The 21268-nt window shown below is 69.8% G+C and carries 15 protein-coding genes; 9 read left to right on the forward strand and 6 right to left on the reverse strand.

The genetic code is table 11. The annotated features are described in order from the left end of the window. Positions 1-57: 57 nt before the first annotated feature. Positions 58-1155, reverse strand: coding sequence for a polyamine ABC transporter substrate-binding protein (locus tag J4H92_RS12590; protein ID WP_208098543.1), 1098 nt, complete (start codon positions 1153-1155; stop codon positions 58-60). Positions 1156-1285: 130 nt separating this feature from the next. On the opposite strand from J4H92_RS12590, the gene J4H92_RS12595 reads away from it, so the two are divergent. From J4H92_RS12595 to J4H92_RS12605, 3 genes are all read left to right on the forward strand, one after another. After that, positions 1286-2554: a hypothetical protein gene (locus tag J4H92_RS12595; RefSeq protein WP_208098544.1), complete on the forward strand. Its 1269-nt coding sequence runs from the start codon at positions 1286-1288 to the stop codon at positions 2552-2554. Further along, entirely contained in the window at positions 2524-3555 is a 1032-nt protein-coding gene (locus J4H92_RS12600) for an SIS domain-containing protein (protein WP_208098545.1), read from the forward strand. The genes J4H92_RS12595 and J4H92_RS12600 overlap by 31 nt, the downstream gene beginning before the upstream one ends. Before the next feature lie 230 nt (positions 3556-3785). Next, positions 3786-4673: a hypothetical protein gene (locus tag J4H92_RS12605; RefSeq protein WP_208098546.1), complete on the forward strand. Its 888-nt coding sequence runs from the start codon at positions 3786-3788 to the stop codon at positions 4671-4673. Between the two features lie 83 nt (positions 4674-4756). Here J4H92_RS12605 and J4H92_RS12610 read toward each other — a convergent pair whose 3' ends face one another. Next, the gene (locus tag J4H92_RS12610; protein ID WP_208098547.1) at positions 4757-6037 is read right to left on the reverse strand and encodes an AAA family ATPase; all 1281 of its coding nucleotides are present in this window, start codon (positions 6035-6037) and stop codon (positions 4757-4759) included. A 122-nt stretch (positions 6038-6159) separates the two neighbouring features. On the opposite strand from J4H92_RS12610, the gene J4H92_RS12615 reads away from it, so the two are divergent. Next, positions 6160-7344: an ATP-binding protein gene (locus tag J4H92_RS12615; protein WP_208098548.1), complete on the forward strand. Its 1185-nt coding sequence runs from the start codon at positions 6160-6162 to the stop codon at positions 7342-7344. A gap of 72 nt (positions 7345-7416) precedes the next feature. On the opposite strand, the gene J4H92_RS12620 is transcribed toward J4H92_RS12615, so the two are convergent. Both J4H92_RS12620 and J4H92_RS12625 read right to left on the reverse strand, forming a co-directional pair. Next, positions 7417-11991, reverse strand: a complete 4575-nt coding sequence (locus J4H92_RS12620; RefSeq protein ID WP_208098549.1) for a phosphodiester glycosidase family protein — start codon at positions 11989-11991, stop codon at positions 7417-7419. Between the two features lie 267 nt (positions 11992-12258). Beyond that, entirely contained in the window at positions 12259-13587 is a 1329-nt protein-coding gene (locus J4H92_RS12625; protein ID WP_208098550.1) for an MFS transporter, read from the reverse strand. Positions 13588-13784: 197 nt separating this feature from the next. Between J4H92_RS12625 and dnaK the strand changes: the two genes are divergently transcribed. The 4 genes from dnaK to J4H92_RS12645 are packed head-to-tail and all read left to right on the forward strand — an operon-like array spanning position 13785 to position 17669. After that, positions 13785-15638, forward strand: a complete 1854-nt coding sequence (gene dnaK, locus J4H92_RS12630) for a molecular chaperone DnaK (protein ID WP_208098551.1) — start codon at positions 13785-13787, stop codon at positions 15636-15638. Between the two features lie 2 nt (positions 15639-15640). Next, the gene (locus J4H92_RS12635) at positions 15641-16276 is read left to right on the forward strand and encodes a nucleotide exchange factor GrpE (RefSeq protein ID WP_208098552.1); all 636 of its coding nucleotides are present in this window, start codon (positions 15641-15643) and stop codon (positions 16274-16276) included. Beyond that, positions 16269-17237 (forward strand): DnaJ C-terminal domain-containing protein, encoded by a 969-nt coding sequence (locus J4H92_RS12640; RefSeq protein WP_208098553.1) that lies wholly within the window; start codon positions 16269-16271, stop codon positions 17235-17237. Before J4H92_RS12635 ends, J4H92_RS12640 begins: the two co-directional genes overlap by 8 nt. Positions 17238-17240: 3 nt before the next feature. Further along, positions 17241-17669 carry a heat shock protein transcriptional repressor HspR gene (locus J4H92_RS12645; protein WP_208098554.1) on the forward strand — a complete coding sequence of 143 codons (429 nt, stop codon included), beginning with the start codon at positions 17241-17243 and terminating at the stop codon, positions 17667-17669. Positions 17670-17716: 47 nt separating this feature from the next. Here J4H92_RS12645 and mftG read toward each other — a convergent pair whose 3' ends face one another. Together mftG and mftR are read right to left on the reverse strand one after the other, a co-directional pair. Beyond that, entirely contained in the window at positions 17717-19333 is a 1617-nt protein-coding gene (mftG, locus tag J4H92_RS12650) for a mycofactocin dehydrogenase MftG (protein ID WP_208098555.1), read from the reverse strand. Between the two features lie 72 nt (positions 19334-19405). Next, positions 19406-20020, reverse strand: coding sequence for a mycofactocin system transcriptional regulator (mftR, locus tag J4H92_RS12655; RefSeq protein WP_208098556.1), 615 nt, complete (start codon positions 20018-20020; stop codon positions 19406-19408). A 346-nt stretch (positions 20021-20366) separates the two neighbouring features. Between mftR and J4H92_RS12660 the strand changes: the two genes are divergently transcribed. Then, a complete protein-coding gene (locus J4H92_RS12660) occupies positions 20367-21191 on the forward strand; it encodes a mycofactocin-coupled SDR family oxidoreductase (protein WP_208098557.1) in 825 nt (274 codons plus the stop codon). The last annotated feature ends 77 nt before the right edge of the window (positions 21192-21268 follow it).

The raw sequence follows: 21268 nt of genomic DNA on the forward strand, positions 1-21268 counted from the left end.
CTGGTGGTCGGCACGGGAGCGGGGCGGACGCCGTGCCGCGGCGTCCGCCCCGCGGGGTCAGTTCGCGGAGAGCACCGCGGTGTTGAGGTCGGTGAAGGAGGTCGAGAACTCGCCGAGGTCGACGATCGCCTCCTGCGAGGTCAGCTCCTCGACGCTGATCCCCAGCGACGGATAGGCCTCCACCGTCTCGGGCGAGAGCGCCTCCATCGCCGCCTGGTTGGGCACGTTGTAGAGGATGTTCTCGGCGACCCAGGTGCCGATCTCGGGGTCGAGGATGAAGTTGACGAAGGTCATGGCGGCCTCCTTGTTCTTCGAGCTCTCGAGCACCGTCATCGTGTCCGCCCAGAGATCCGAGCCCTCCTCCGGGATCACGAACTCGATCCGCGGATCCTCGGCGATGCCGTAGTTGCACCAGCCGTCCCAGGCCTGCACGAGCGCGGCCTCGCCCGAGACGAGCTTGGAGTAGAAGGTCGTGTCGTCGAAGGCCAGGAGCGTCGGCTTGGTCTTCAGCAGCTGCTCCTTCGCCTCATCGAGATCGGCCTGATCGGTCGTGTTGACCGAGTGCCCTTGCAGCTTGAGTGCGGGAAGCGCCAGCCAGCGGTCGGTCGAGAGCATCGTGGTCTTGCCCTCGAGCTCGGGCCGGGGGTTCAGCAGGTCGTCCCAGGAGGTCGGATCGTAGCCGGTCAGATCGGGCCGGTAGCACAGTCCGGTCGTGCCCCAGGCATAGGGCTCCGAATAGACGTTGCCCGGATCGTAGGGCAGCTCCAGCGCCTCGGGGTAGAGGTTCTTCTCGTTCGGGATGAACGACTTGTCCAGCTCGGCGAGCAGCCCCTGCTCGCCGAGCGCCTGAGCGTACTGGCCGGACATGAACGCCACGTCGATGCCCGGGTCCGCGGAGGCGGTGAGCTTCGCGACGATGTCCTCATTGGTGCTGTGGTGGACGATCGTCACGGGCACGCCGGTGGCCTCCTCGAAGCGCTCGGCGAGATCCTCGGGGTAGTAGTCGGCCCAGATGCCGACGGTGAGCTCCTGCTGGGTGAGGTCGGCGTTCGGGTCGAGCTCCTCGCCTCCGGATTCCTGACCGGAGCAGGCGGTGAGGGCGAGCAGTGCGGCGGTGGCGAGGCCGACCGCGGCGATGGCTCTGGGATGCTTCATGGGACCGGTACCTCCATTGGTTCGGGTGTGAGGAGATTGTTCCACTCAAGACGAAGGAATGACAAGCCTTGCGTCACCATTGTTGACAAGTTGTTTACATTCGTCCTTGAATTCGGGTTCAATGAATGCCATGGATACCGCGACGACACCGCAGGACGACCGCGGCCCCGCCGGCGCGGTGCGCCGCGTGGTGAGCGGAGCCGAGCCCCAGCTCGGAGGCGCCCGCGTGCGGCTTCTGGGCGACCGTCCGGTGTGGAGCATCGGAGGGGCGGACGTCGTACCCGGGGCCGGCACGGGCGTCCCCGCCCGGCTTGTCGATCTGGTGGTCGGGAACCGCTCCGACCCGCCCCGAAGCGGCACGCCCGACGGCGCCGCCGGGCGCGAGCGCGCGATCCCCGTCGATCAGACGCACGTCTCGGTCGTCGTGGACGATCGCCGGGTGATCAAGATCGTCGGTGCGTGGGGCGCCGCGGACCGCTCCGCCGGCATCCTCGAGCGGTTGAGCCGGGCCGGGTCGACGGCCGCGCCCCGGTATCTCGGGGCCGTCGTCTGGGAGCACCCGCAGCGGGGGTCCACTGCGCTCGCGCTCGTGTCGGAGTACGTTCCCGATTCCGAGGACGGCTGGACCTGGGCGGTCGACGATGTCGTCGGCCACCTGCGCGATCGAGCGGATCCGCCGCGCTGGCCCGCCGAACTGGGCAGCCTGACCGCTGAGCTGCACCAGGTGCTCCGGGTGCCGCAGGCGGTCCCCGGAGGGACGGATGATCCGAGGGGCGGAGACCGCGAGCGGGCGGCCGCCGCCCTCGCGCGGGTGTTCGCGACGATGGCGGCCGACGATGCCTTCGGCCGCCGTATGCGCGCTCGCCGCGGCGCGCTCGCCGCGGCCGTCGCGACCATTCCGGAGCGTTCGCCGGCGCCGCTGCTCATCCCTCACGGCGACCTCCACGTCGGACAGATCCTCCGTACGCGGCGGGGCCGGTATCTCGTGCTCGACTTCGACGGCGATCCGCAGTGGGAACCCGCGCGACGCGACGGTCTCGACGGGGCGGCCCGCGATGTCGCGCACATGCTCGTCTCGATCGAGCTGGTGGCCGCGGTGGCGCAGCGCAGGCTCGGGCGCGCCGACGAGCGCGCGTGGTCGTGGGCGGAGTCGGCGCGGCGCGAGTATCTCGACGCCTACCGCGCGGTGGCTCCGGAACTGCTCGACGAGGCCCCGCTCGAGGGGCTGATCGCCGAGCAGCTGCTGGTCGAGCTCTCCTACGCCGAGCGTTTCCTGCCACGATGGAGGTACGCCCCGGACGGGGTGATCAGCCGCCGCTACCCGCGCGGCGTCGGAGCGCCCGACGCCGACGAACGATTGGAGGAGCCGTGGACCCCGCCAGTTTCGTCCGCGACCTGAACCGCATCCCCGAGACGCTGCAGCGTCTCGGGGGGCTGCTCGAGACGGGCCTTCCGGGCCTCGGCGAGGCCGAGCGTCTCGGGCGGCTCATCCTCCGACGCACGGGTCGGTCCCCCCGGATACTGCTGCTGGGCATGGGCTCGAGCACCTACGCCGCCGACGTCGTCGCGCGCGAGGCGCGCGAGGCCGGGGCGTTCGTCGTGGCGGAGCTGGCCAGCAGCCGTGCGCTGCCCCCGCCGGCCGAGGATCTCGTCGTCATCGCCGTCTCCGCGAGCGGCGGCAGCGTCGAGGTGCTCGACGCCATCGGGACCTACGCCGGAGGATCCCACGCCGACCGGCTCGTCGCGGTGACCAACCGGCCGGGGTCCGAGCTGGAGGGTCTCGCCTCCTGGACCGTCGCGCAGCACGCCGAGGAGGAGGTCAGCGGTATCGCGTGCCGCTCCTTCCGCCACACCCTGCTCGTCCTCCGCGCGCTCGTGGCTGCGCTGCACGACCCGGATCATCCGGTGCGCGAGCGCCTCGGCGGTCTCGCGGAGCTCGCGAGGGCGGGCGCGGAGGCCGGCTCGGCTCTGCTCGAGGGCTCGGGGGAGTGGCTCGAACCGGTCGCCGCGGCGCTCGACGCGCCGCTCGGCACCTGGGTGCTGGCCCCGGTCGAGCGCCTCTCCTCGTCGCGGCAGTCCGCGCTGATGCTGCGCGAGGTGCCCCGGCGCCCCGCCTACGCCTCGGAGTCCGGCGACTGGTCCCACGTCGACGTCTACCTGACCAAGACGCAGGACTATCGCGCGCTCATCTACGCCGGCTCGGCGTGGGACGTGCAGGCGCTCGACTGGATGACGCGGCGCGGCTCGACGTGGGTGTCGGTCGGCGCCGGCATCGACGGCGCCGCGCTGCGCGGCGCCGCGGCGAGCGTGCGCTTCCCCGGCGAGGCGGATCCGCGGGTCGCGCAGCTGGCCGAGACCCTGGTCGCCGAGCTCGTCGCGGCGCACTGGTTCGCGGAGTAGCTTCGCGCCCCGCCCTCGCCGCCCCCGCCCCCGTAGGGGGTCAGTTGTGGTCGTTCCGGGGGTCGGGAACGACCACAACTGACCCCTTGCGAGAGAAGCCTCGGCCTCGTCTTGTGGATAACTCGCTCTGGCCCGCCGGGATCCGCGACGCTGGAAGGATGAAGACCGCCAGGCCTCTCCCCGATCAGCTTGGAGCTGCCTTCTCCGCGGCCGCCGCGAAGGATCTCGGTGTGGGGCGCTCGAGGCTTCGCCGCGCCGATCTGGAGCAGCCGTTCCGCGGCGTGCGCCTGTTACGCGCGGCGGAGGATCCTGTGTCGAATCGCCATCGAGCTGCGCAACTGCGGGAGTTGGTGCTCATCGAGGCTCTCGCGCAGCGTCTGGTCGAGGGGCAATTCTTCAGTCACCGCAGCGCCGCGTTGATCTGGGGAGCGCCCATGCCGAGCGTCGCAGTGCCCGATCTCCACCTCGGCGTCGTCGCGCCCGCGCGTGCGCCGAGAGTGGGTGGCGTGCACGGGCACAGGATCGCGCTCGATCGGTGCCTCCCCGAGCGGCGCGATGGCTATCCGGTAAGTGCCGCGGCGTCTACCTGGGCGGCGCTCGGGGATCTCTCACTCTGGCGTCTCGTGGCGGCGGGGGACTATCTCGTGCGCAGGTATCGTGGCGGATGGGGGCGTCCGGATGCCGGGAAGAAGCCGATCACGACGATTGAGCGGCTGCGACGAACGGTGGCGCTGGGTCGCTGGCGCGGTGTTGCGAAACTGCGGCGGGCTGTCGATCTGATCAGGGAGGATGCGTGGTCTCCGCGAGAGTCGCTGATACGACTGATCCTGGTGCAGGCCGGATTGCCCGAGCCCGATCTGAACATCGACGTGTGCGACCAGCGCGGCCGGTTCCTCGCCTGCCTCGACCTGGCGTATCCCGAGTACCGGGTTGCGGTGGAGTATCACGGCGAGCAGCATAGTGCGACGTATGCGCGGGACATCGAGCGGGTCGAGCGCCTGCGTGCCGTGGGATGGGTCGTGATCCAGGTGACGAAGGCACTCGCCGCGCGTCCGGATGAGCTCGTCCGGCGAGTCACTGCCGAACTGAGGGCGAAGGGCTGGCGCAACGCGGGCTGAGGGGCCTGGTGGCTTCGGAGGCGACGGATCCGCTCCGCTGCTTCTGCTCGCCCTCCGTGGGAGGGCGGCGCCCGGGGTCCCGCTCAGCCCCGGCCCCGCATGAAGCGGACCACGTTCGGATCCACGATCACGTCCGCGGGCTGCAGCGGGCGACGGAGGTAGAGGCCGTCGAGCGAGCGCACTCGGCTCAGCGCGACGTAGCTCTGGCCGGCGCTGAAGGCGCGAGGGCCCAGATCCACCACCGCCGCATCGTAGGTGTGGCCCTGCGACTTGTGGATCGTCACCGCCCAGGCCAGGCGCAGGGGGAACTGCTCGAACTCGGCCACGACCTCCTTCTCGAGCTTCTTGCTCTCCGCGTCGTAGCGGTAGCGGTAGCGCTCCCAGACGGTGGGCTCGACCTCGAACTCCTCGGTGCCGCCGCCGGCGCCGTCCACGTCCACCCAGACGGTGCCCGCCACGCGCGAGACGCGCCCGATCGTGCCGTTCACCCAGCGCCCGTCCGGGTCGTTGCGCAGGAACATCACCTGTGCGCCGGGCTTCAGCTCCAGCACCTCGTCGGCCGGGTAGGCGTTCTCCCGGAACTCCCCGTTGACCTCGGCGACGGCGCGGAGCGAGTCGCCGGTGATCTCGGCGAGACGCTGCTGGTTGAGGCGCGTGACGGTGGCGTTCGTCGTGGCGAGGGTGAGCACCTCGCGCGGCGCCGGTCTCGCCCCGGCCGCGTTCAGATCCTCCGCCATGTCCTCGGTCACCTCGCCGTGCCGCACCGCGCCCAGGATCTGCTTGAAGCGGTCGTCCCGCTGCCGGTGCACCTCGGCCAGCTCGATCACGGCGATCGGGGCATCCGCCCACACGCGTGCGTCGAAGAACCAGAGCGAGCGGTAGGTGTCCGCGTAGTAGGCGCGCTCGTGCGGATCCCTCGGGGGCACCGGCGGCAGCTGGTACGGATCGCCGAACATGATGATCTGCACGCCGCCGAAGGGGTCGTGCCTGCGCCCCCTGGCCTGGCGCAGCGACCGATCGATCGCGTCCATCAGGTCGGCGGAGACCATCGAGATCTCGTCGATGACGAGCGTGTCGATCGAGGCGAGCATCTTCTTCAGCTCGCTCGGCTGATCGAGGTCGTGATCGGCGATCACCCCGGTCGGCAGCCGCAGGAGGGAATGGATCGTCTGGCCGCCGACGTTCAGCGCCGCGACTCCCGTGGGGGCGCAGACCGCGAGGATCTTGCTCGTGCGGTGCGCGAGGTGGTTCAGGATCGTGCTCTTGCCGGTGCCGGCCCGGCCGGTCACGAACACGTGCTCCCGCGTGTGCTCGATCCGCTCGTAGACGGCGAGCTGCTCGGGCGAGAGATCTGGGCGGGACACCTGCCCAGATTACCCGGAGAGGGGCGGGGGACGCCCGGATCCCGCTCGTCGCACGCCTCGCGGGATGTCTGCTATAGATTGCTATACATGCTATCTGGTGCCATAGATGCTATCGTGTGCGCATGACGGAACCGACTGCGCGGCGGCAGCCCAATCCCTACCGGCCGGGTTTCAACCAGGCGCCGGTCGTGTTCGCAGGGCGCGGGGAGGTGCTGGACGCGGCGAACGAGGCCCTCGACGTCGCCGCTCTCGACGGGCGGACGCCCCGCCCGGTGGTCCTCGTCGGGCCGCGCGGGGTCGGGAAGACGGTCACCCTCGGCGAGATATCCCAGCTCGCGGCGCAGCGCTCCTGGCCGACCGTGCACGTCGAGGCGCGGGCGGGCAGCCTGGTCGCGGAGCTGGGCGATCGGCTCCGTGCCGCACGGAACCTCTTCGACGGCCGCGAGCCCGCGGCATCGTCCCGGCGCCGTACGAGGATCACCGGGGCGAAGGTGGAGGCCTCGGTGCTCGGGATCGGCGGCGGCATCGAGATCGAGCGCGCCGCAGACGATCGCGAGAGCGAGCAGCGCGGCGGACTCGGAGCGGAGCTGCGGGGCGTCATGCGCGCGGCGACGGCCCAGGGCAGCGGCCTCCTGCTCGCGCTCGACGAACTGCAGAACGCGTCGAGCGCGGAGCTGCACGAACTCGGCGCCGTGCTGCAGGAGCACGTCGCGGATGCCTGGCCCCTGGTGGTCGTGATCGCGGCCCTGCCGTCGTTCCGCGGAAAGCGCGGCGGCCGCATGCCGACCTATCTGGAACGGGCCGAATGGCACGCGCTCGAGGGACTGGCTGCTCCCGATGCGCGCGAGGCGCTGCTCGGCCCGGCCGAGCAGTCCGGACGGCCGATGACCGACGGTGCGGCGGACGCGCTCCTCGCGCTGGCCGGAGGCTACCCCTATGCGATCCAGGTCGCCGGGCACTTCGCCTGGCGGGCGTCGCACGGGGCGAAGACGATCACGGAGCAGCATGCGGCCGCGGCGGCGCCGCGCATCGGCGCCGACCTCGACCAGCTCTTCCTCAGCCGCTGGGAGGACGCGAGCCCCCGTGAGCGCGAGTATCTGGCCGCACTCGCCGAAGCCGAGATCCTGCACTCCGAACCGCACGGCGGGCAGGTCGCCGCCGTGCTGGGGCAGCGCGTCTCCGCCGTGTCGTATCTGCGCGACCGGTTGATCAAGAAGGGCACGATCTACCGCGACGGAGCGGGCGGGCTCCGCTTCATCACGCCCGGAATGGGGGACTGGGTGCGCCGCGGGACCCGATCCCGCTGACGGGAGTCCGGGAACGCGGGGATGCCCCGGCGCGCAGTCGCCGGGGCATCCCCGCTCAGGGCCGGGCGACGATCAGCGGGTGCGCACCTGCTTGGCGGCGGAGACCCTGGTCTGCGTCGCATAGCCGGGCTTGGTCACCGTGATCTTCACGCGGATCCGCTTCTTGGCGTCGGAGGCCTTGACCCGGTAGCCGGTGCCGTTCTTCAGCACCTTGCCGCCGCGCAGCCACGTGGTCTTCACCCTGGCGCCGGCGTCGACCTTGCCGCGCTTCACCCTGATGGTCGATCCGACCTTCACCTTCCCGGAGATGGATGGACGCGCCAGCTTGCGGAGCGTGCCGCGCTTCACCGCGGAGGTCGCCGAGCTGTCGGCTCGCACCGAGACGACTCCCGATTTCGACGCGACCACGGTGGCGCTGATCTTCGCCCGCAGGTCGGCGCTGGTGAGGCGGTAGCGGCTTCCGTCCGCGCCGGGGATGGCGACTCCGTTGCGGTACCACTGCTTCGCGAACACCACGCCGCTCTGCCAGCCGGAGGTGCGGAGCGTCAGCGTCTTGCCGACCGCCGCCGTGCCTCCCAGGGAGATCCTCCCGGCCTTCACGGTTCCGGGGATCTCCTCTCCGGCTCCGCCGCCGGTCTCGGTCACGACGGCGCTCTCGGCGCTGAGCACCGACACGGGTGCGTGCCCCTCGAGGAAACCGGTCACCCGCACGCGGAGCCTCGCGCCGAGATCCGCGGAGGCGAGCGCGTAGCCGCTCGAGACGGCTCCCGGGATCTCGACGCCGCCGCGGAGCCACTGGAACACCAGGCGTGTGCCGTCGGGCCATGCGCCCGCATTCGTCGCGAGCACCGATCCGAGTGCCGTGTCGCCGGCGATCGTCACCGCGGGAGCCGAGAGCGTGGCCAGCGCGACGGGCCCGCTCGCGGCCCCGACCGCGGTGACGTCCGCGCGTCCCTCGACGCTCACCGTGGCCTCGACCGAGACCGTCGCGCCCAGATCGTCCGCGCCGAGCATGTAGCCGGATCCGGTCGCGCCGGCGATCGGCCGACCGTCGCGCTGCCACTGGTAGGCGAGGGTCCCGCCGCTCGCCCAGGAGCCGAGCTCGGCTCGCAGCGTGCTGCCGTAGACCGGGTTCCCGGAGACCTGCACCTCCCCGCCCGTCACCGAGAACGGCACCGTCTTCGACTCGCCGTTGACCAGCAGTGTCGCCTCGCCGGATCCGCTCCGCAGCGCGGTCAGCTCGGAGGTCCGCGGATCGACCGCTGCGATCGCGTCCGCGGGCGCATCGTCGGCATCGCCGATGTGCAGATCCTGGGAGCCGGACCAGGTGTAGCTGATCGGCCAGGCGACCGGGACCTGCCGCTCCTCGACGGTGCCGGTCGAGCCGGTGTCGGCCTGGGCGATCTCCGGAGCGAGGTCGAACGTCTCACCGGCTGTCAGGGCGGCCGCGGGAGCCGACACGCTCAGCTCCTCGATGCGCGGCTTCACCTCGACCCCGAGCCACTGGGGATCGTTCTCGCCCACGTCCTGCCACTGCCCGCTCGACGGGTCGATCCCGAGCATGGTCCATCCGGTGAAACCGCCGTTGCCGGGGGTCGAGGCGGGGGACTTGCCCGAGTTGCCGTTGATCACGTAGGGGACGCCGTTCACCCGCGTGCTGTGGAACACGCCGACGTGGCCGCCCACGAACGCGATGGACTTGCCGGACCCCTCGCGGAACTCCTGCACCCAGTCGTCGAGCAGCGCGGCCTCCTGGCGATCCGAGATCTGGCTGGACTTCGAGGGCAGCGGATCGTTCGTGGGAACGTGGGAGACGAGCAGCACGCCGCTGATCTTCGGATCCTTCGCCGCCGCGTCGAGCTCATCGCGGATCAGCTTGATCTGGGAGAAGTCTCCGGAGTGCTTGAGCGAACTCGAGTCCACCGTGATGAAGCGCGTGTTCTTCCTGGTGAAGGTCAGCTTGTTCTCGCCGAAGTACTTCTTGAAATTGGCGATCGGCTGGCCCATCACCTCATGATTGCCCGGCACGTAGGTCCAGGGGAAGTCCGCCTCGCCGAGCTCCTCCTCCAGGATGTCCTCGGCCAGGTCGAAGTCGATGTCGTTCGACTCGTCGACGAAGTCTCCGTTGATGATCAGCAGATCCGGATCCTCCTCGACGATCTCGCGGAGGGCATGCCGGGCCCCTCGGACCTGGGCGCTGTCCGGCTCGCGCCCCACGAACTGCGCGTCCGACATCACGGCCACCCGGAGCGGCGAGGCATCGGTGGCATCGGCCTCGGTGACGATCGGATCCTCCGCCCGCTCGTTCCTCGGCGACTCCGTGCCCTCGGGCGGGAGATAGGCGAGGATCTGCGAGAACTCCAGCGAGCCCGAGTACTGCTTGCTTCCGACGGTCTCGAGGATGCGGATGCGCTCGAGCTTGAGCGGGAACTCGAAGCTCGGCGGCACGATGAAGTCCTTCCGCTCCCAGCCGGTCCAGGTGGTGAGCAGGGACTGCACGCCGCCGGGGCCGTCGATCCAGTTGCGCACGCCGTTGGCCTGCATCACCTGGAGGCGCAGCAGCGATCCCTTGCCGTCGCCCTTCACCCAGACCGAGAGCTTCTGCGGCTGTCCGGGGATCGCGATCCCGCCGGTGCTGCCGTCGCCGGGGGCGGGGGCGCCGGGAGCCACCGCGTAGCGGCCGCGGGTCGCGGTCGACTCGGTGAAGTTGTAGTTGAGCTTGATGCTGTTGCTCCCCTCGTGCCCCTCGCCCGCCTCGATGCCGCCGGTCGGCGCGCGGTCGTGCGCGGTCGTCCAGCCGCTGATGTCCGTGAAATCGTCGATCACCCGCACCTCGAGCGGCACCGCCACCGACACCTGCGTCGACACCTCGCCGTGCGCGAACGAGAGGATCGCGGAGCCGGTGTCGCCGATCGCGGTGATCTCGTACTTGCCGTCGGCCGTGGGCTCGACGGAGAAGGTCTCCGGGTTCGGGTTGTCGATCTCGACGTCCTGCGGCTCGACGGGAGCCGTGAAGCCCTCGACGTCGTGCCCCGTCAGCGAGACGATGGACGTGGAGCCCTCGGCCTCGAGGTTGATCACGGTCTGGTCGGCGGAGAGGCGGTCGAGATCGCCCAGCACCTCGATCCTCGCCTGGCCTCGCGCGACGCCGCTCGCCGCGGTGATGGTCGCCGAGCCGCGCTTCTCCCCCGCGACGATCGCGTTGTCGACGGTGGCCACATCGGCCGCATTCGACGACCATCGCTCCGGGGCGCCGGAGACCGGGGAGTTCTTCTCGTCGTGCCCCAGGCCCTCGAGCGTGCGGTGCAGGCCCCTGAACACGCGGAGCCCGTCCTCGTCGGCGGTGACCGGCTTGACGGCGAAACCGGTCAGCTCGCCCGAGCCGGGCTGCGCCAGTACGAAGCCCATCCCGTCTCCGTCGCGGCGCTCGACGAGGTCCGAGGGAGTGTTCTCGACGGTCGTGCGCTCCTCGCCCGCGTGGCGGATGTTCATCTGGCTCGAACCGCCGCCGTCGGCGCTGATCGCGTCGTGGGCGCCGAGATCCTGCATGAGCGCGGAGAGCTCGGTGAAGTTCATGCCCCTGGCCGTCGCCGTGCGGCCGTCGACCACCACGAAGTAGGCGGTCTTGCGATCCTGGCTGAAGCCGATCATCGTCCGCGGGTGCAGCTCGGTGAAGTGAGTGCCGTTTCCGTTGTTCACGACGGACCCGTCGTCGAGCAGCCGATGCCAGGCGCCGCCCGCCTCCTGGATGTCGAGCGAGTCGTCCTGGATACCGTAGGCGATCTCGGCGGTGTCGCCGACCGCCAGGGACTCGAGCCTGGTCGCGGCGGCCGATCCCGACCGGGCGACCAGCACCTGGACGCCCTCGGGGATCGCGCCGGCGCCGACCGGCTGCGCCGCCTTCTCGACCTTGCCGTCTGAGCCCACCCAGACCTCGACGCCCGCGTTGCCGGCGCCGAGGCCGGCCGCGCGCGAGTAGCTGCCCCACAGCGAGTTGTAGAGGGCGAGGTGCTGATGGTTGAACTCGGTGACGTTGATGCCGCCGATGGTGAGCGCAGAGTCGTCCGAGAAGCTCACCGAGCCCTCGAGGACGAGGTCGACCAGGGCGCCGAGCCCGTCGGCGGTCATCCCGACCGAGGCGGAGGCGCCGGGGTTGCCCGACTTGAGGATCTCGCCGTCGCGGACGCCCCATCCCGCCGCCGCCCAGGAGTTGTTGATGTCGAAACGATCGAGGTTGATGCCGCCGACCGCGCCGGCGCGGTCGGTCATCTCGGTGACGGTGCCGCCGGGACCCGCGATCGTCTCCGGGGTGAGGTACTTCATCTTGACGGTGTCGTTCGAGAGCTCCGCCTTCAGCACGTTGATCTGCTGCCAGCCCGCCGCGTCGAGGCGGTCGTACTTCACGTGGACGAGCCCCGGCGCCACCTCGGTGCGCTCGAGTTCGTTGATCACCGCGGCGCCCCCGCGGTCGAGGTTCATGCCGTCGACGACGACCGGCGCGCCGACGGCCTGGGCCGGGGCCTCGGGGAACGCGAATGTGCCGACCGCGAGGGACGAGGCGAGAGCCGCGACGACCCAGAACTTGCCCGTCAGCCGGGACGCGGCGGTCTTCGATGGAGGAGGTGCGGTGGTCGACTCGATAGTCACAGGATGTTCAGCGCTTTCTCTGCTTCGCGGATGGCGATGGATGCCCGGCGGACCTCTCTCGACCGCCCAGCCTTCGGAACGATAGTGAGCGATCGAGAACGCGAGGTGAATGGCGGTCATCCGCGAGGTGAAGCTCGGGGACGAAGGTGAACATCCGGTGCCGAGCCAGGGAAGAGATTCCCAGGAAGGTGAACGTTCGGCTGTCCGGGGCGTGTCGCGGGCGTGCGGCGTGCACGAGCGCCGATCCTCGGCGCGGCCGGTGGCGGATCAGCCCCGGGTGCGCACCGGGAGCAGCAGCAGGAGGCCGGCGATCAGCACGAGGGCCACGCCGAGGATCCCGAAGATCGTGGCGCCGCCCAGCGCGATGGCGAGCGTGAACGCCGCGGGCGAGAGGAACGAGACCGCGCGACCGGTCGTGGCGTAGAGGCCGAAGATCTCGCCCTCGCGCCCCGGCGGGATGAGCTGTGCGAGGAACGAGCGGCTCGCCGACTGCACGGGTCCGACGAAGATGCACAGCAGCAGGCCGAACACCCAGAACACCCAGGTGCCGAGCGGGTGGAGGACGAACACGAGCAGCGCCGAGCCGACCATCAGCACGATCGACCACACCATGACCGGCTTCGCTCCGAGACGATCCTCGAACCGGCCCACGAGGATCGTGGCGACGCCCGCGATGACGTTCGCGGCGATCGCGAAGAGGATCACGGTGGTGCTGTCGAAGCCGAAGCTGCGCGCGGCGATGACGCCGCCGAAGGTGAAGACCCCGGCGAGGCCGTCGCGGAAGACCGCGCTCGCGACGAGGAAGTGGAGCGTCTGGCGTGCGTTCGCCCAGAGCCCGCGGATGCTGCGGAAGAGATCCGCGTAGGCGGAGAGGATGGTGCTCCTCCGCTCCGCGGGCGCGGCGCGGATCTCGGGCACCGCGAAGAAGACGGGGATGGCGAACAAGCCGAACCAGGCCGCGGAGATCAGCATCGCGATGCGCACGTTCCAGGAGCCCTCGCTCGTGACGCCGAACCAGCCCACGTCGGGGAAGATGAAGCCGACGAGGATGATCGCGAGGAGCACGATCCCGCCCAGGTAGCCCATGCCCCAGCCGAAACCCGAGATCCGGCCGACGTTGCCGTCGTCCGAGACCTGGTTCAGCATGGCGTTGTAGCCGACGCTCGCGAACTCGAACGCGACGTTGCCGACGGCGAGCAGGATCAGGCCGAGCACGAGGTACTGCTCGGCCGGCGCGACGAGCACCATCAGTGCGGTGCAGGCGACGACGATGCCGGTGTTGATGCCCATCCACAGCTTGCGTCGACCCGCGGCGTCGGTGAGCCGCCCGATGACCGGCGCGAAGAGGGCGACGGCGACTCCCGCGATGAGCAGTGCGGTGCCGAGCTTCGAGGAGACGACCTCCTCGGGCCCGAACGGCTCGCTCGTCAGATAGACGCTGAACACGAACGTGGTGACGACGGCCTGGAAGGAGGCCGATCCCCAGTCCCACAGCGACCATGCGAACACCTGACCCCTGGGTCGCGCGGGCAACGGCCCCGCGGCGTCGTCTGTGTCGCCGTCTGCGGCGTGACCGGTGGACGCGGTGTCGCTCATGGGGTCACACAATAGCCGATGCGTGTGAACGGCTGGAGCCGTCGCAGCACGCGCAAGCTGGGAGTTGAGTGGGTGCGGCTCAGATATGCGCGATCGAACTTGACGCGATCCCGCACGGCGATAAACTTGAGTGCAAAGGACTCAACTTATACCGTCCGGGCGAACGCCCGGGATCCTGAACACAAGGAGAACACCATATGTCACGTGCAGTAGGCATCGACCTCGGCACCACCAACTCGGTCGTCGCCGTCCTCGAGGGCGGGGAGCCGACCGTCATCGCGAACGCGGAGGGGTTCCGCACCACGCCCTCGATCGTCGCCTTCACCAAGGACGGCGAGGTGCTCGTCGGCGAGACCGCCAAGCGTCAGGCCGTCACCAACGTCGACCGCACGATCGCCTCGGTCAAGCGCCACGTCGGCACCGACTGGAAGAGCGATGACATCGACGGCAAGCGCTACACCGCGCAGGAGATCAGCGCGCGCACGCTGCAGAAGCTGAAGCGCGATGCCGAGACCTACCTCGGCGACACGGTGACGGACGCCGTCATCACGGTGCCCGCCTACTTCAACGACGCCGAGCGCCAGGCCACCAAGGAGGCCGGCGAGATCGCGGGCCTCAACGTCCTGCGCATCATCAACGAGCCCACCGCGGCGGCGCTCGCCTACGGCCTCGACAAGGGCAAGGAGGACGAGCTGATCCTGGTCTTCGACCTGGGCGGCGGCACCTTCGACGTGTCCCTGCTCGAGGTGGGCAAGGACGACGACTTCTCGACCATCCAGGTCCGCGCGACCGCGGGCGACAACCGGCTCGGCGGCGACGACTGGGATCAGCGCATCGTCGACTGGCTGATCCAGCAGTTCAAGGCGACCTCGGGCGTCGACGTGTCGAAGGACAAGATCGCGCTGCAGCGCCTCAAGGAGGCCGCCGAGCAGGCCAAGAAGGAGCTCTCCAGCTCCACGAGCGCCCAGATCCAGCTGCCCTATCTCTCGCTCACCGAGAACGGGCCGGCGAACCTCGACGAGACCCTCACCCGCGCCAAGTTCGAGGAGCTCACGAAGGACCTGCTCGAGCGCACCCGCAAGCCGTTCCAGGACGTCATCGCCGAGGCCGGGGTCAAGGTCGCCGACATCGCGCACGTGGTGCTCGTCGGCGGATCCACCCGCATGCCCGCAGTCACCGAGCTGGTGAAGCAGCTCACCGGCGGCAAGGAGCCGAACAAGGGCGTCAACCCCGACGAGGTCGTGGCCGTCGGCGCGGCGCTGCAGGCCGGCGTGCTGAAGGGCGAGCGCAAGGACGTGCTGCTGATCGACGTCACCCCGCTCTCGCTCGGCATCGAGACCAAGGGCGGCATCATGACGAAGCTCATCGAGCGCAACACCGCCATCCCGACCAAGCGCAGCGAGACCTTCACGACCGCCGAGGACAACCAGCCCTCCGTGGCGATCCAGGTGTTCCAGGGCGAGCGCGAGTTCACCCGCGACAACAAGAACCTGGGCACCTTCGAGCTGACCGGGATCGCCCCGGCCCCGCGCGGTCTGCCCCAGATCGAGGTCACCTTCGACATCGATGCGAACGGCATCGTGCAGGTGTCGGCGAAGGACAAGGGCACCGGCAAGGAGCAGACGATCACGATCTCGGGAGGGTCCTCGCTGTCGAAGGAGGACATCGAGCGCATGGTGCGCGAGGCGGAGGAGCACGCCGCCGAGGACAAGCAGCGCCGAGAGGCCGCCGAGGCGCGCAACAACGCCGAGCAGCTCGCCTACTCCGTGGAGAAGCTCCTCACGGAGAACGACGACAAGCTGCCCGAGGAGGTCAAGACCGAGGTGCAGGGGGATCTCGACGCGCTGAAGCAGGCGCTCGCCGGCGACGACGACGCGGCCGTGACGACCGCGGCGGACCGGCTCGGCGAGAGCCAGCAGAAGCTGGGCGAGGCCATCTACCAGGCGGCGCAGCAGGAGGCGCCCGCGGCCGGTGCCGAGAACGCCGAGTCCAATGACGAGGACGTGGTCGACGCCGAGGTCGTGGACGACGAGGACGAGGAGAAGAAGTAAGCATGACCGCCCAGGATGCCGGGTCTCCCCCCGAGCCCTTCGACGGGGCTCAGGAACCGCCTGCCGAGGGGTCGGGTTCGGAGTCCCCTTCGACGGACTCGGGACAGGCGGCTCCGACAGGGTCGGGGGACGGTCTGAACGAGGCGGAGCTGACGGTCGAGGACATCCTCGCCGCGGCGCCCGAGGGTGCTCCCGAGACCGACGCTGAGGCCGACGCGGAGGCTCCGGACTACCTGGAGGATCTGCGCCGGATCACCGCCGAGTACGCCAATTACCGGAAGCGGACCGAGGCGAACGCCGAGGTCGAGCGCCGGCGCGCGCTGGCGGCGGCGGTGACGCCGCTGCTCTCGGTGCTCGACGACCTCGACCGGGCCGAGAAGCACGGCGACCTCGTGGAGGGAACCGCGTTCGCGACGATCGCGCAGAAGCTCCGAGGCGCGATGGAACGGCTCGGGCTGGAGGGGTTCGGCGAGACCGGCGAGGTCTTCGACCCCCAGGTGCACGAGGCGATCGCGCAGGTCCCGGTGCCGGACACCACGGAGTCGACGGTGCTCGACGTGATCGAGCGGGGCTACCGCATCGGAGAAGTGGAGCTGCGCCCCGCCAAGGTAGCGGTCGCGGTGGCTGCCGATGGCTAGTCAGGATTGGCTCGAGAAGGACTTCTACCAGATCCTCGGCGTGTCGAAGGACGTGAGCGACGGGGAGCTGAAGAAGGCCTACCGCAAACTCGCTCGCACCTATCATCCCGATTCCAACCCGGGGGATGCTGCGGCCGAGGCGAGGTTCAAGGAGATCAGCGAGGCGTTCTCGGTGCTCTCCGACAAGGATCAGCGAGCCGAGTACGACCAGATCCGCGCGATGGGCGCCGGGTCCGCGCGCTTCACCGCGGGCGGCGCCGGGGGCCAGGGCTTCGAGGACATCTTCGGCGGCATGTTCGGCGGGGCCGGCGGCGGTGGGCGCACGCAGTACACCTTCCAGCAGGGCGGCGCCCCGGGCGGCTACGAGGACATCTTCAACATGTTCGGCGGCGCGGGTGCTCCTCGCGGCCCGGTGCCGGGACGCGACGTCACCGCCTCGACGACGCTCGACTTCGAGACCGCGGTGCACGGCAAGACGGTGACCCTGCAGGCCCCGAGCGGGCAGATCAAGGTGAAGATCCCGGCCGGAGTGCGCGACGGTCAGAAGATCAAGGTGCGCGGCAAGGGCGAGCCCAGCGGCAGCGGGGGACCGGCCGGTGACATCATCCTCACGGTGCACGTGCGCAAGCACCCGGTGTTCGAACGGGACGGCCAGAACCTGCGACTCACCCTTCCGGTGACCTTCTCGGAGGCGGCGCTCGGGGCGACGGTCGAGGTGCCGACGCTGGGCGGCGATCCGGTGCGGTTGAAGATCCAACCGGGCACGCCGAGCGGTCGGGTGCTCAGGGTCAAGGGTCGTGGCGTGCCGTCGGCGAAGGGTCCGGGCGATCTGCTGGCCGAGGTGCAGGTGGCGGTGCCGGCGCACCTCTCCGACGACGCGAAGGCGGCGCTCGAGGTGTTCCGCGCGCTCGAGCCGCAGGACGACCCGCGCACGGACCTGTTCGCCAGGGCGAGGGGATAGCGCATGTCGCGCGAGCAGATGGATCGATACACTCCGATCTTCGCGATCGCGCAGGCCGCCGAACTCGCAGAGATGCACCCTCAGACCCTCCGGCAGTACGATCGGATCGGCCTGGTCTCGCCGCAGCGCACGCGCGGCAACACCCGCCGCTATTCGCTGCACGACGTCGACCAGCTGCGTGAGGTGGCCCGGCTCTCGGCCGAGGGCCTCAGCCTGGAGGGGATCCGCCGGGTGCTGCAGCTCGAGAACCGCGTGGAGGAGCTGCAGGCGCAGGTGCGGGAGCTGGAGCGCGCGCTCTCGGAGGAGCTGCTCAGCCGCCCGGAGCGCCGCGTGTTCGCCGCCGGTGCCGCCGGAGAGGTGGTCTCGATGCGGCGCGGGGCACGGCTGCGGCGCAGCTCCGACGTCGTCGTGTGGCGGCCGAGCGGCCAATAGGGCGGCGGGGGAGCGCGCCGCCGCGTTCCGCGCTCGCGGGTCGCGGGTCAGTGGGATCGGCGCATCAGGCGCGCGATCAGCTCTCCGACGAGCACGGCGGTGTTGAAGGGGCCGCGGGAGGGTGCGCTGGGCAGTATCGAGGTGTCGGCCACCCGGAGTCCGCGGACGCCGTGCACCGCGCCGGCGCCGTCGACGACCTCGCCCATCGGCGCGGTGCCGCACATGTGGATCGCGGTGCCGAGGTGGTCGCGGATCCACTGCTCCAGGCTCCGGTCGTCGAGGAGCGTTGGATCGTCGAGCGCGGCGAAGCGGCCGAAGACGCCAGCGAAGGCCTCGCTGCGGAGCATGGCCGCGGCGGTGCGCACCCCGAGCCGGAGGCGCTCGACGTCCTCGGCGTGCTCGAGATAGCGGTATTCGATGCGCGGAGGGGCGAACGGATCGCCGCTGCGCAGAGAGAGCTTGCCGCGGCTGCGCGGCTGCTGCAGGGCGACGATCAGCCGAAGTTCGGACGTCTCGGTGATCGGCGGGGGTGGGCCGGCAGAGGAATCGCCTCCGAACAGCGCCTCATCGGGCTGCGCGGTGAGCAGGATCTCGAGGTCGCCCTCGGCCCCGCCCGCGCCCGTGTTCGCCGAGTCGAAGTTGAGCGCGGTGGGGAATGTGGTGCGCGGGCCGTCCTCGGCCACCCGACGGGCGGGGTGCCAGCCGAGCGCGAGGTTCGGATGATCGTGGAAGCGCTCGCCGACGGGCAGATCGGCCACGACCGGGAGACCCAGGGCCTGGAGCTCGCGGCGCGGGCCGATACCGCTCAGCATGAGCAGCTGGGCCGTCGCGACGGCCCCGGCGCAGAGCACCACCTCGTCGGCTTCGATCATGGCCGTCGAGGCCGGGTCGCCCTCGCGGGCCGCCACAGCGCCGAGGGCTCGACCGCCCTCCAGGAGCACTCTCACGACCCTGGTCCCGCCGATGACCGTGAGATTCGGGCGTCCGCGCGCCGCGGAGAGGTAGGCCAACCCGGTGTGCACGCGCACTCCGTCGATGATGTTCGACGGTATCGGCCCCACTCCTGGTCGGGCGCCGATCGCGTTCTTGTCGGGCTCGAGCGGGAACCCGAGCTCCTGCGCCGCGGCGAGGAAAGCGCCGGTCAACTCGCCGCTCTGCGGCGGTCGGCGCAGACGCATCGGTCCGTCGGAGCCGTGCCCGGCCTCGTGGCCGAAGTCGAGGTCGTTCTCGAGGGCCGCCAGCAGCGGCAGCGCGTTCCGGTACTCCCAGGCCGAACCGCCGCTCCGCGCCCAGCGGGCGAAGTCGCCCTCGCGCGCCCGTACGAAGTAGCCGCCGTTGATGGCGCTCGATCCGCCGAGCAGCCGGCCGCGCGGCACGATGCCCGACGTGTTCGCCGTGAGCTCGGACTCATACCCCCAGTTCACGGGGTGTCCGGGAACCGCAGCCGGAAGAGTCGTGCCGTCGAGCAACTCGCCGGGAGTGTCTCCCACCGGGCCGGCCTCGATCAGGATCACCTGGCGCGCTGGGTCCTCGCTCAACCGCGCGGCGAGCACCGCGCCCGCGGTGCCACCGCCGACGATGATCGTGCGCGAAGCCGCTATCGTCTTACCAGCGGCGGTTCTGGAGAGGTCATCGATCCAGTTTCGCGAGAACGAGGGCGACATCGGAAAACACCTTCTCTCGTCTACGGTCCTGTCGGTCATTCTGCCGTGAATGCTCCGGGCTGGTGAGCGGTCTCAAGGTTCTCCGGATAGTGCGCCGAAGACGGACTCCGCGGTCGAGAAGGCGGATTCGAGCAAGACGATAAGATCCTGATCCTCATGGGCCAGCCACTGCTCGTAGGCGCTGAGACACAAGCCGAGGCAGGCCCAGGCGACTGCCTGCGGGGTGAGGGCATCGACATGCTCGCCTCGGCGCTCTCCGACATATTCGGCGATCACTTGCCGCCATGCGGCATATCGGAGCGTGGAATGCGCGGTCAACGAGGGGACGTTCAGCAGCAGATTCATGCGGCCTCGGTGGAATGGCAGTTCATGCTCGGGATAGCGATTGAAATCGATGATCGCTTGGCGGAGCGCCTCCGCAAGCGGGCGCCGTCGGTCGATGTCGGAGAGGTGGGCCCGCATCGTTTCGAGAAGGTGATCGAAGTCCCCCCAGGGCAGATCGTTCTTCGACGCGAAGTAGCGGAACAGAGTACGTCGGCTGATGCCCGCCGCAGCAGCTACCTCTTCCACTGTGGTGTTGTCGAAGCCGCGTTCCAGGAACAGCGTCAGTGCGACATGGCTGAGCTCGCCATGGGTGGTCGCGGGCGTACGTCCGATCCGCGGTGATGAGCCGGGGGAATCGCTCATGCCGACGACCTCTTTCTCCGAGACTTCCAGGTGGGTCCATTCTGCACCCCTTTCTTTTGGCACTTGGTGCAACTATTATCGAGAGGACACGGAGTCCCACCAATGCCGATGAGGATCCGGACCGCGAGGGAGTCATCATCCACCGAGGAGTCGAAGCCGGTTGCGGGCCCGTTGCTGCCCGCCGGGTTCGGCACGTCCTCCCCCCTGCGCGCTCTCTGCGACGATCTACGTCGAAACTCTTGAATCCTGAGCGATTCCCAGCCACGCGCCCGGCGACCGCATTGAGCGGGCTGCGCGCTCGACCGTTCCCAGAGTCGGGAAACGATGGATAGAGGAGGAGAGCATCATGTCAGGTCGTGTCGAAGGAAAGGTCGCTTTCATCACCGGTGCAGCGCGAGGGCAGGGGCGTGCTCATGCGCTGAGACTGGCCGAGGAAGGAGCCGACATCATCGCAATCGATATCGACGAGCAGGTGGAGGGTGTGCCGTATGCGACGGCCACCGCTGCAGATCTGCAGGAGACGGTGCAGCAGGTCGAGGCGCTCGATCGCCGCATCGTCGCCGAGACCTGTGATGTACGCGATCTCGAGCGTCTGAAGCAGATCGTCGCTCAGGGCGTCGGCGAACTCGGTCGCCTCGATATCGTCGCGGGGAACGCCGGAGTCGACATCGTCGGTCCGTGGCAGGAGATGACGCCCGAGATCGTGCGAACCACGATCGATATCAACCTGATCGGCGTCTGGAACACGGTGATGGCTTCCGTGCCGGCGATTCTTGAGGCGGGAAACGGCGGTTCGGTCATCCTCACGAGTTCGGCGAACGGGTTGAAGGCCGGTCCGTGGAACATCGCATACAACATGTCGAAGTACGGCGTCACGGGACTCAGCAAGTCATTCGCGCAGGAACTGGCGAAGGACGGAATCCGGGTGAACAGTGTGCATCCCGGAGGCGTCGACACCCCGATGGCGCAGGGCATCATGGGGGTCGAGGACAGCGGCTTCGCGAGGGGGATGGAGGAGAACCCGCTGCTCACCGGGATGCTCACACAGTGGTTGCCGGGCATGATGGACCCCCGGGAGATCTCGAACGCCGTGCTGTATTTGGCCTCGGACGAGGCCAAATGGGTGACCGGCCACGCTCTCGCGGTGGACGGTGGTATGACCCAGTTCTGAGCAATACGGGCGGGTGCCGCCGAACGCCGCGAGCGGCATCGATCGCCCCAGATCTTGCGGTGCGATGACACGGGTCG

This window comes from Leucobacter weissii, assembly GCF_017565745.1.
GTDB classification, from domain to species: Bacteria; Actinomycetota; Actinomycetes; order Actinomycetales; family Microbacteriaceae; genus Leucobacter; species Leucobacter weissii.

Excerpts from the sequence above, each read along its gene's own strand:
- J4H92_RS12590 (WP_208098543.1), bottom strand. The coding sequence starts at position 1,155 with ATGAAGCATCCCAGAGCCATCGCCGCGGTCGGCCTCGCCACCGCCGCA.
- J4H92_RS12595 (WP_208098544.1), top strand. The coding sequence starts at position 1,286 with ATGGATACCGCGACGACACCGCAGGACGACCGCGGCCCCGCCGGCGCG.
- J4H92_RS12615 (WP_208098548.1), top strand. The coding sequence starts at position 6,160 with ATGACGGAACCGACTGCGCGGCGGCAGCCCAATCCCTACCGGCCGGGT.
- J4H92_RS12625 (WP_208098550.1), bottom strand. The coding sequence starts at position 13,587 with ATGAGCGACACCGCGTCCACCGGTCACGCCGCAGACGGCGACACAGAC.
- dnaK (WP_208098551.1), top strand. The coding sequence starts at position 13,785 with ATGTCACGTGCAGTAGGCATCGACCTCGGCACCACCAACTCGGTCGTC.
- J4H92_RS12635 (WP_208098552.1), top strand. The coding sequence starts at position 15,641 with ATGACCGCCCAGGATGCCGGGTCTCCCCCCGAGCCCTTCGACGGGGCT.
- J4H92_RS12640 (WP_208098553.1), top strand. The coding sequence starts at position 16,269 with ATGGCTAGTCAGGATTGGCTCGAGAAGGACTTCTACCAGATCCTCGGC.
- J4H92_RS12645 (WP_208098554.1), top strand. The coding sequence starts at position 17,241 with ATGTCGCGCGAGCAGATGGATCGATACACTCCGATCTTCGCGATCGCG.
- mftG (WP_208098555.1), bottom strand. The coding sequence starts at position 19,333 with ATGTCGCCCTCGTTCTCGCGAAACTGGATCGATGACCTCTCCAGAACC.
- mftR (WP_208098556.1), bottom strand. The coding sequence starts at position 20,020 with ATGAGCGATTCCCCCGGCTCATCACCGCGGATCGGACGTACGCCCGCG.
- J4H92_RS12660 (WP_208098557.1), top strand. The coding sequence starts at position 20,367 with ATGTCAGGTCGTGTCGAAGGAAAGGTCGCTTTCATCACCGGTGCAGCG.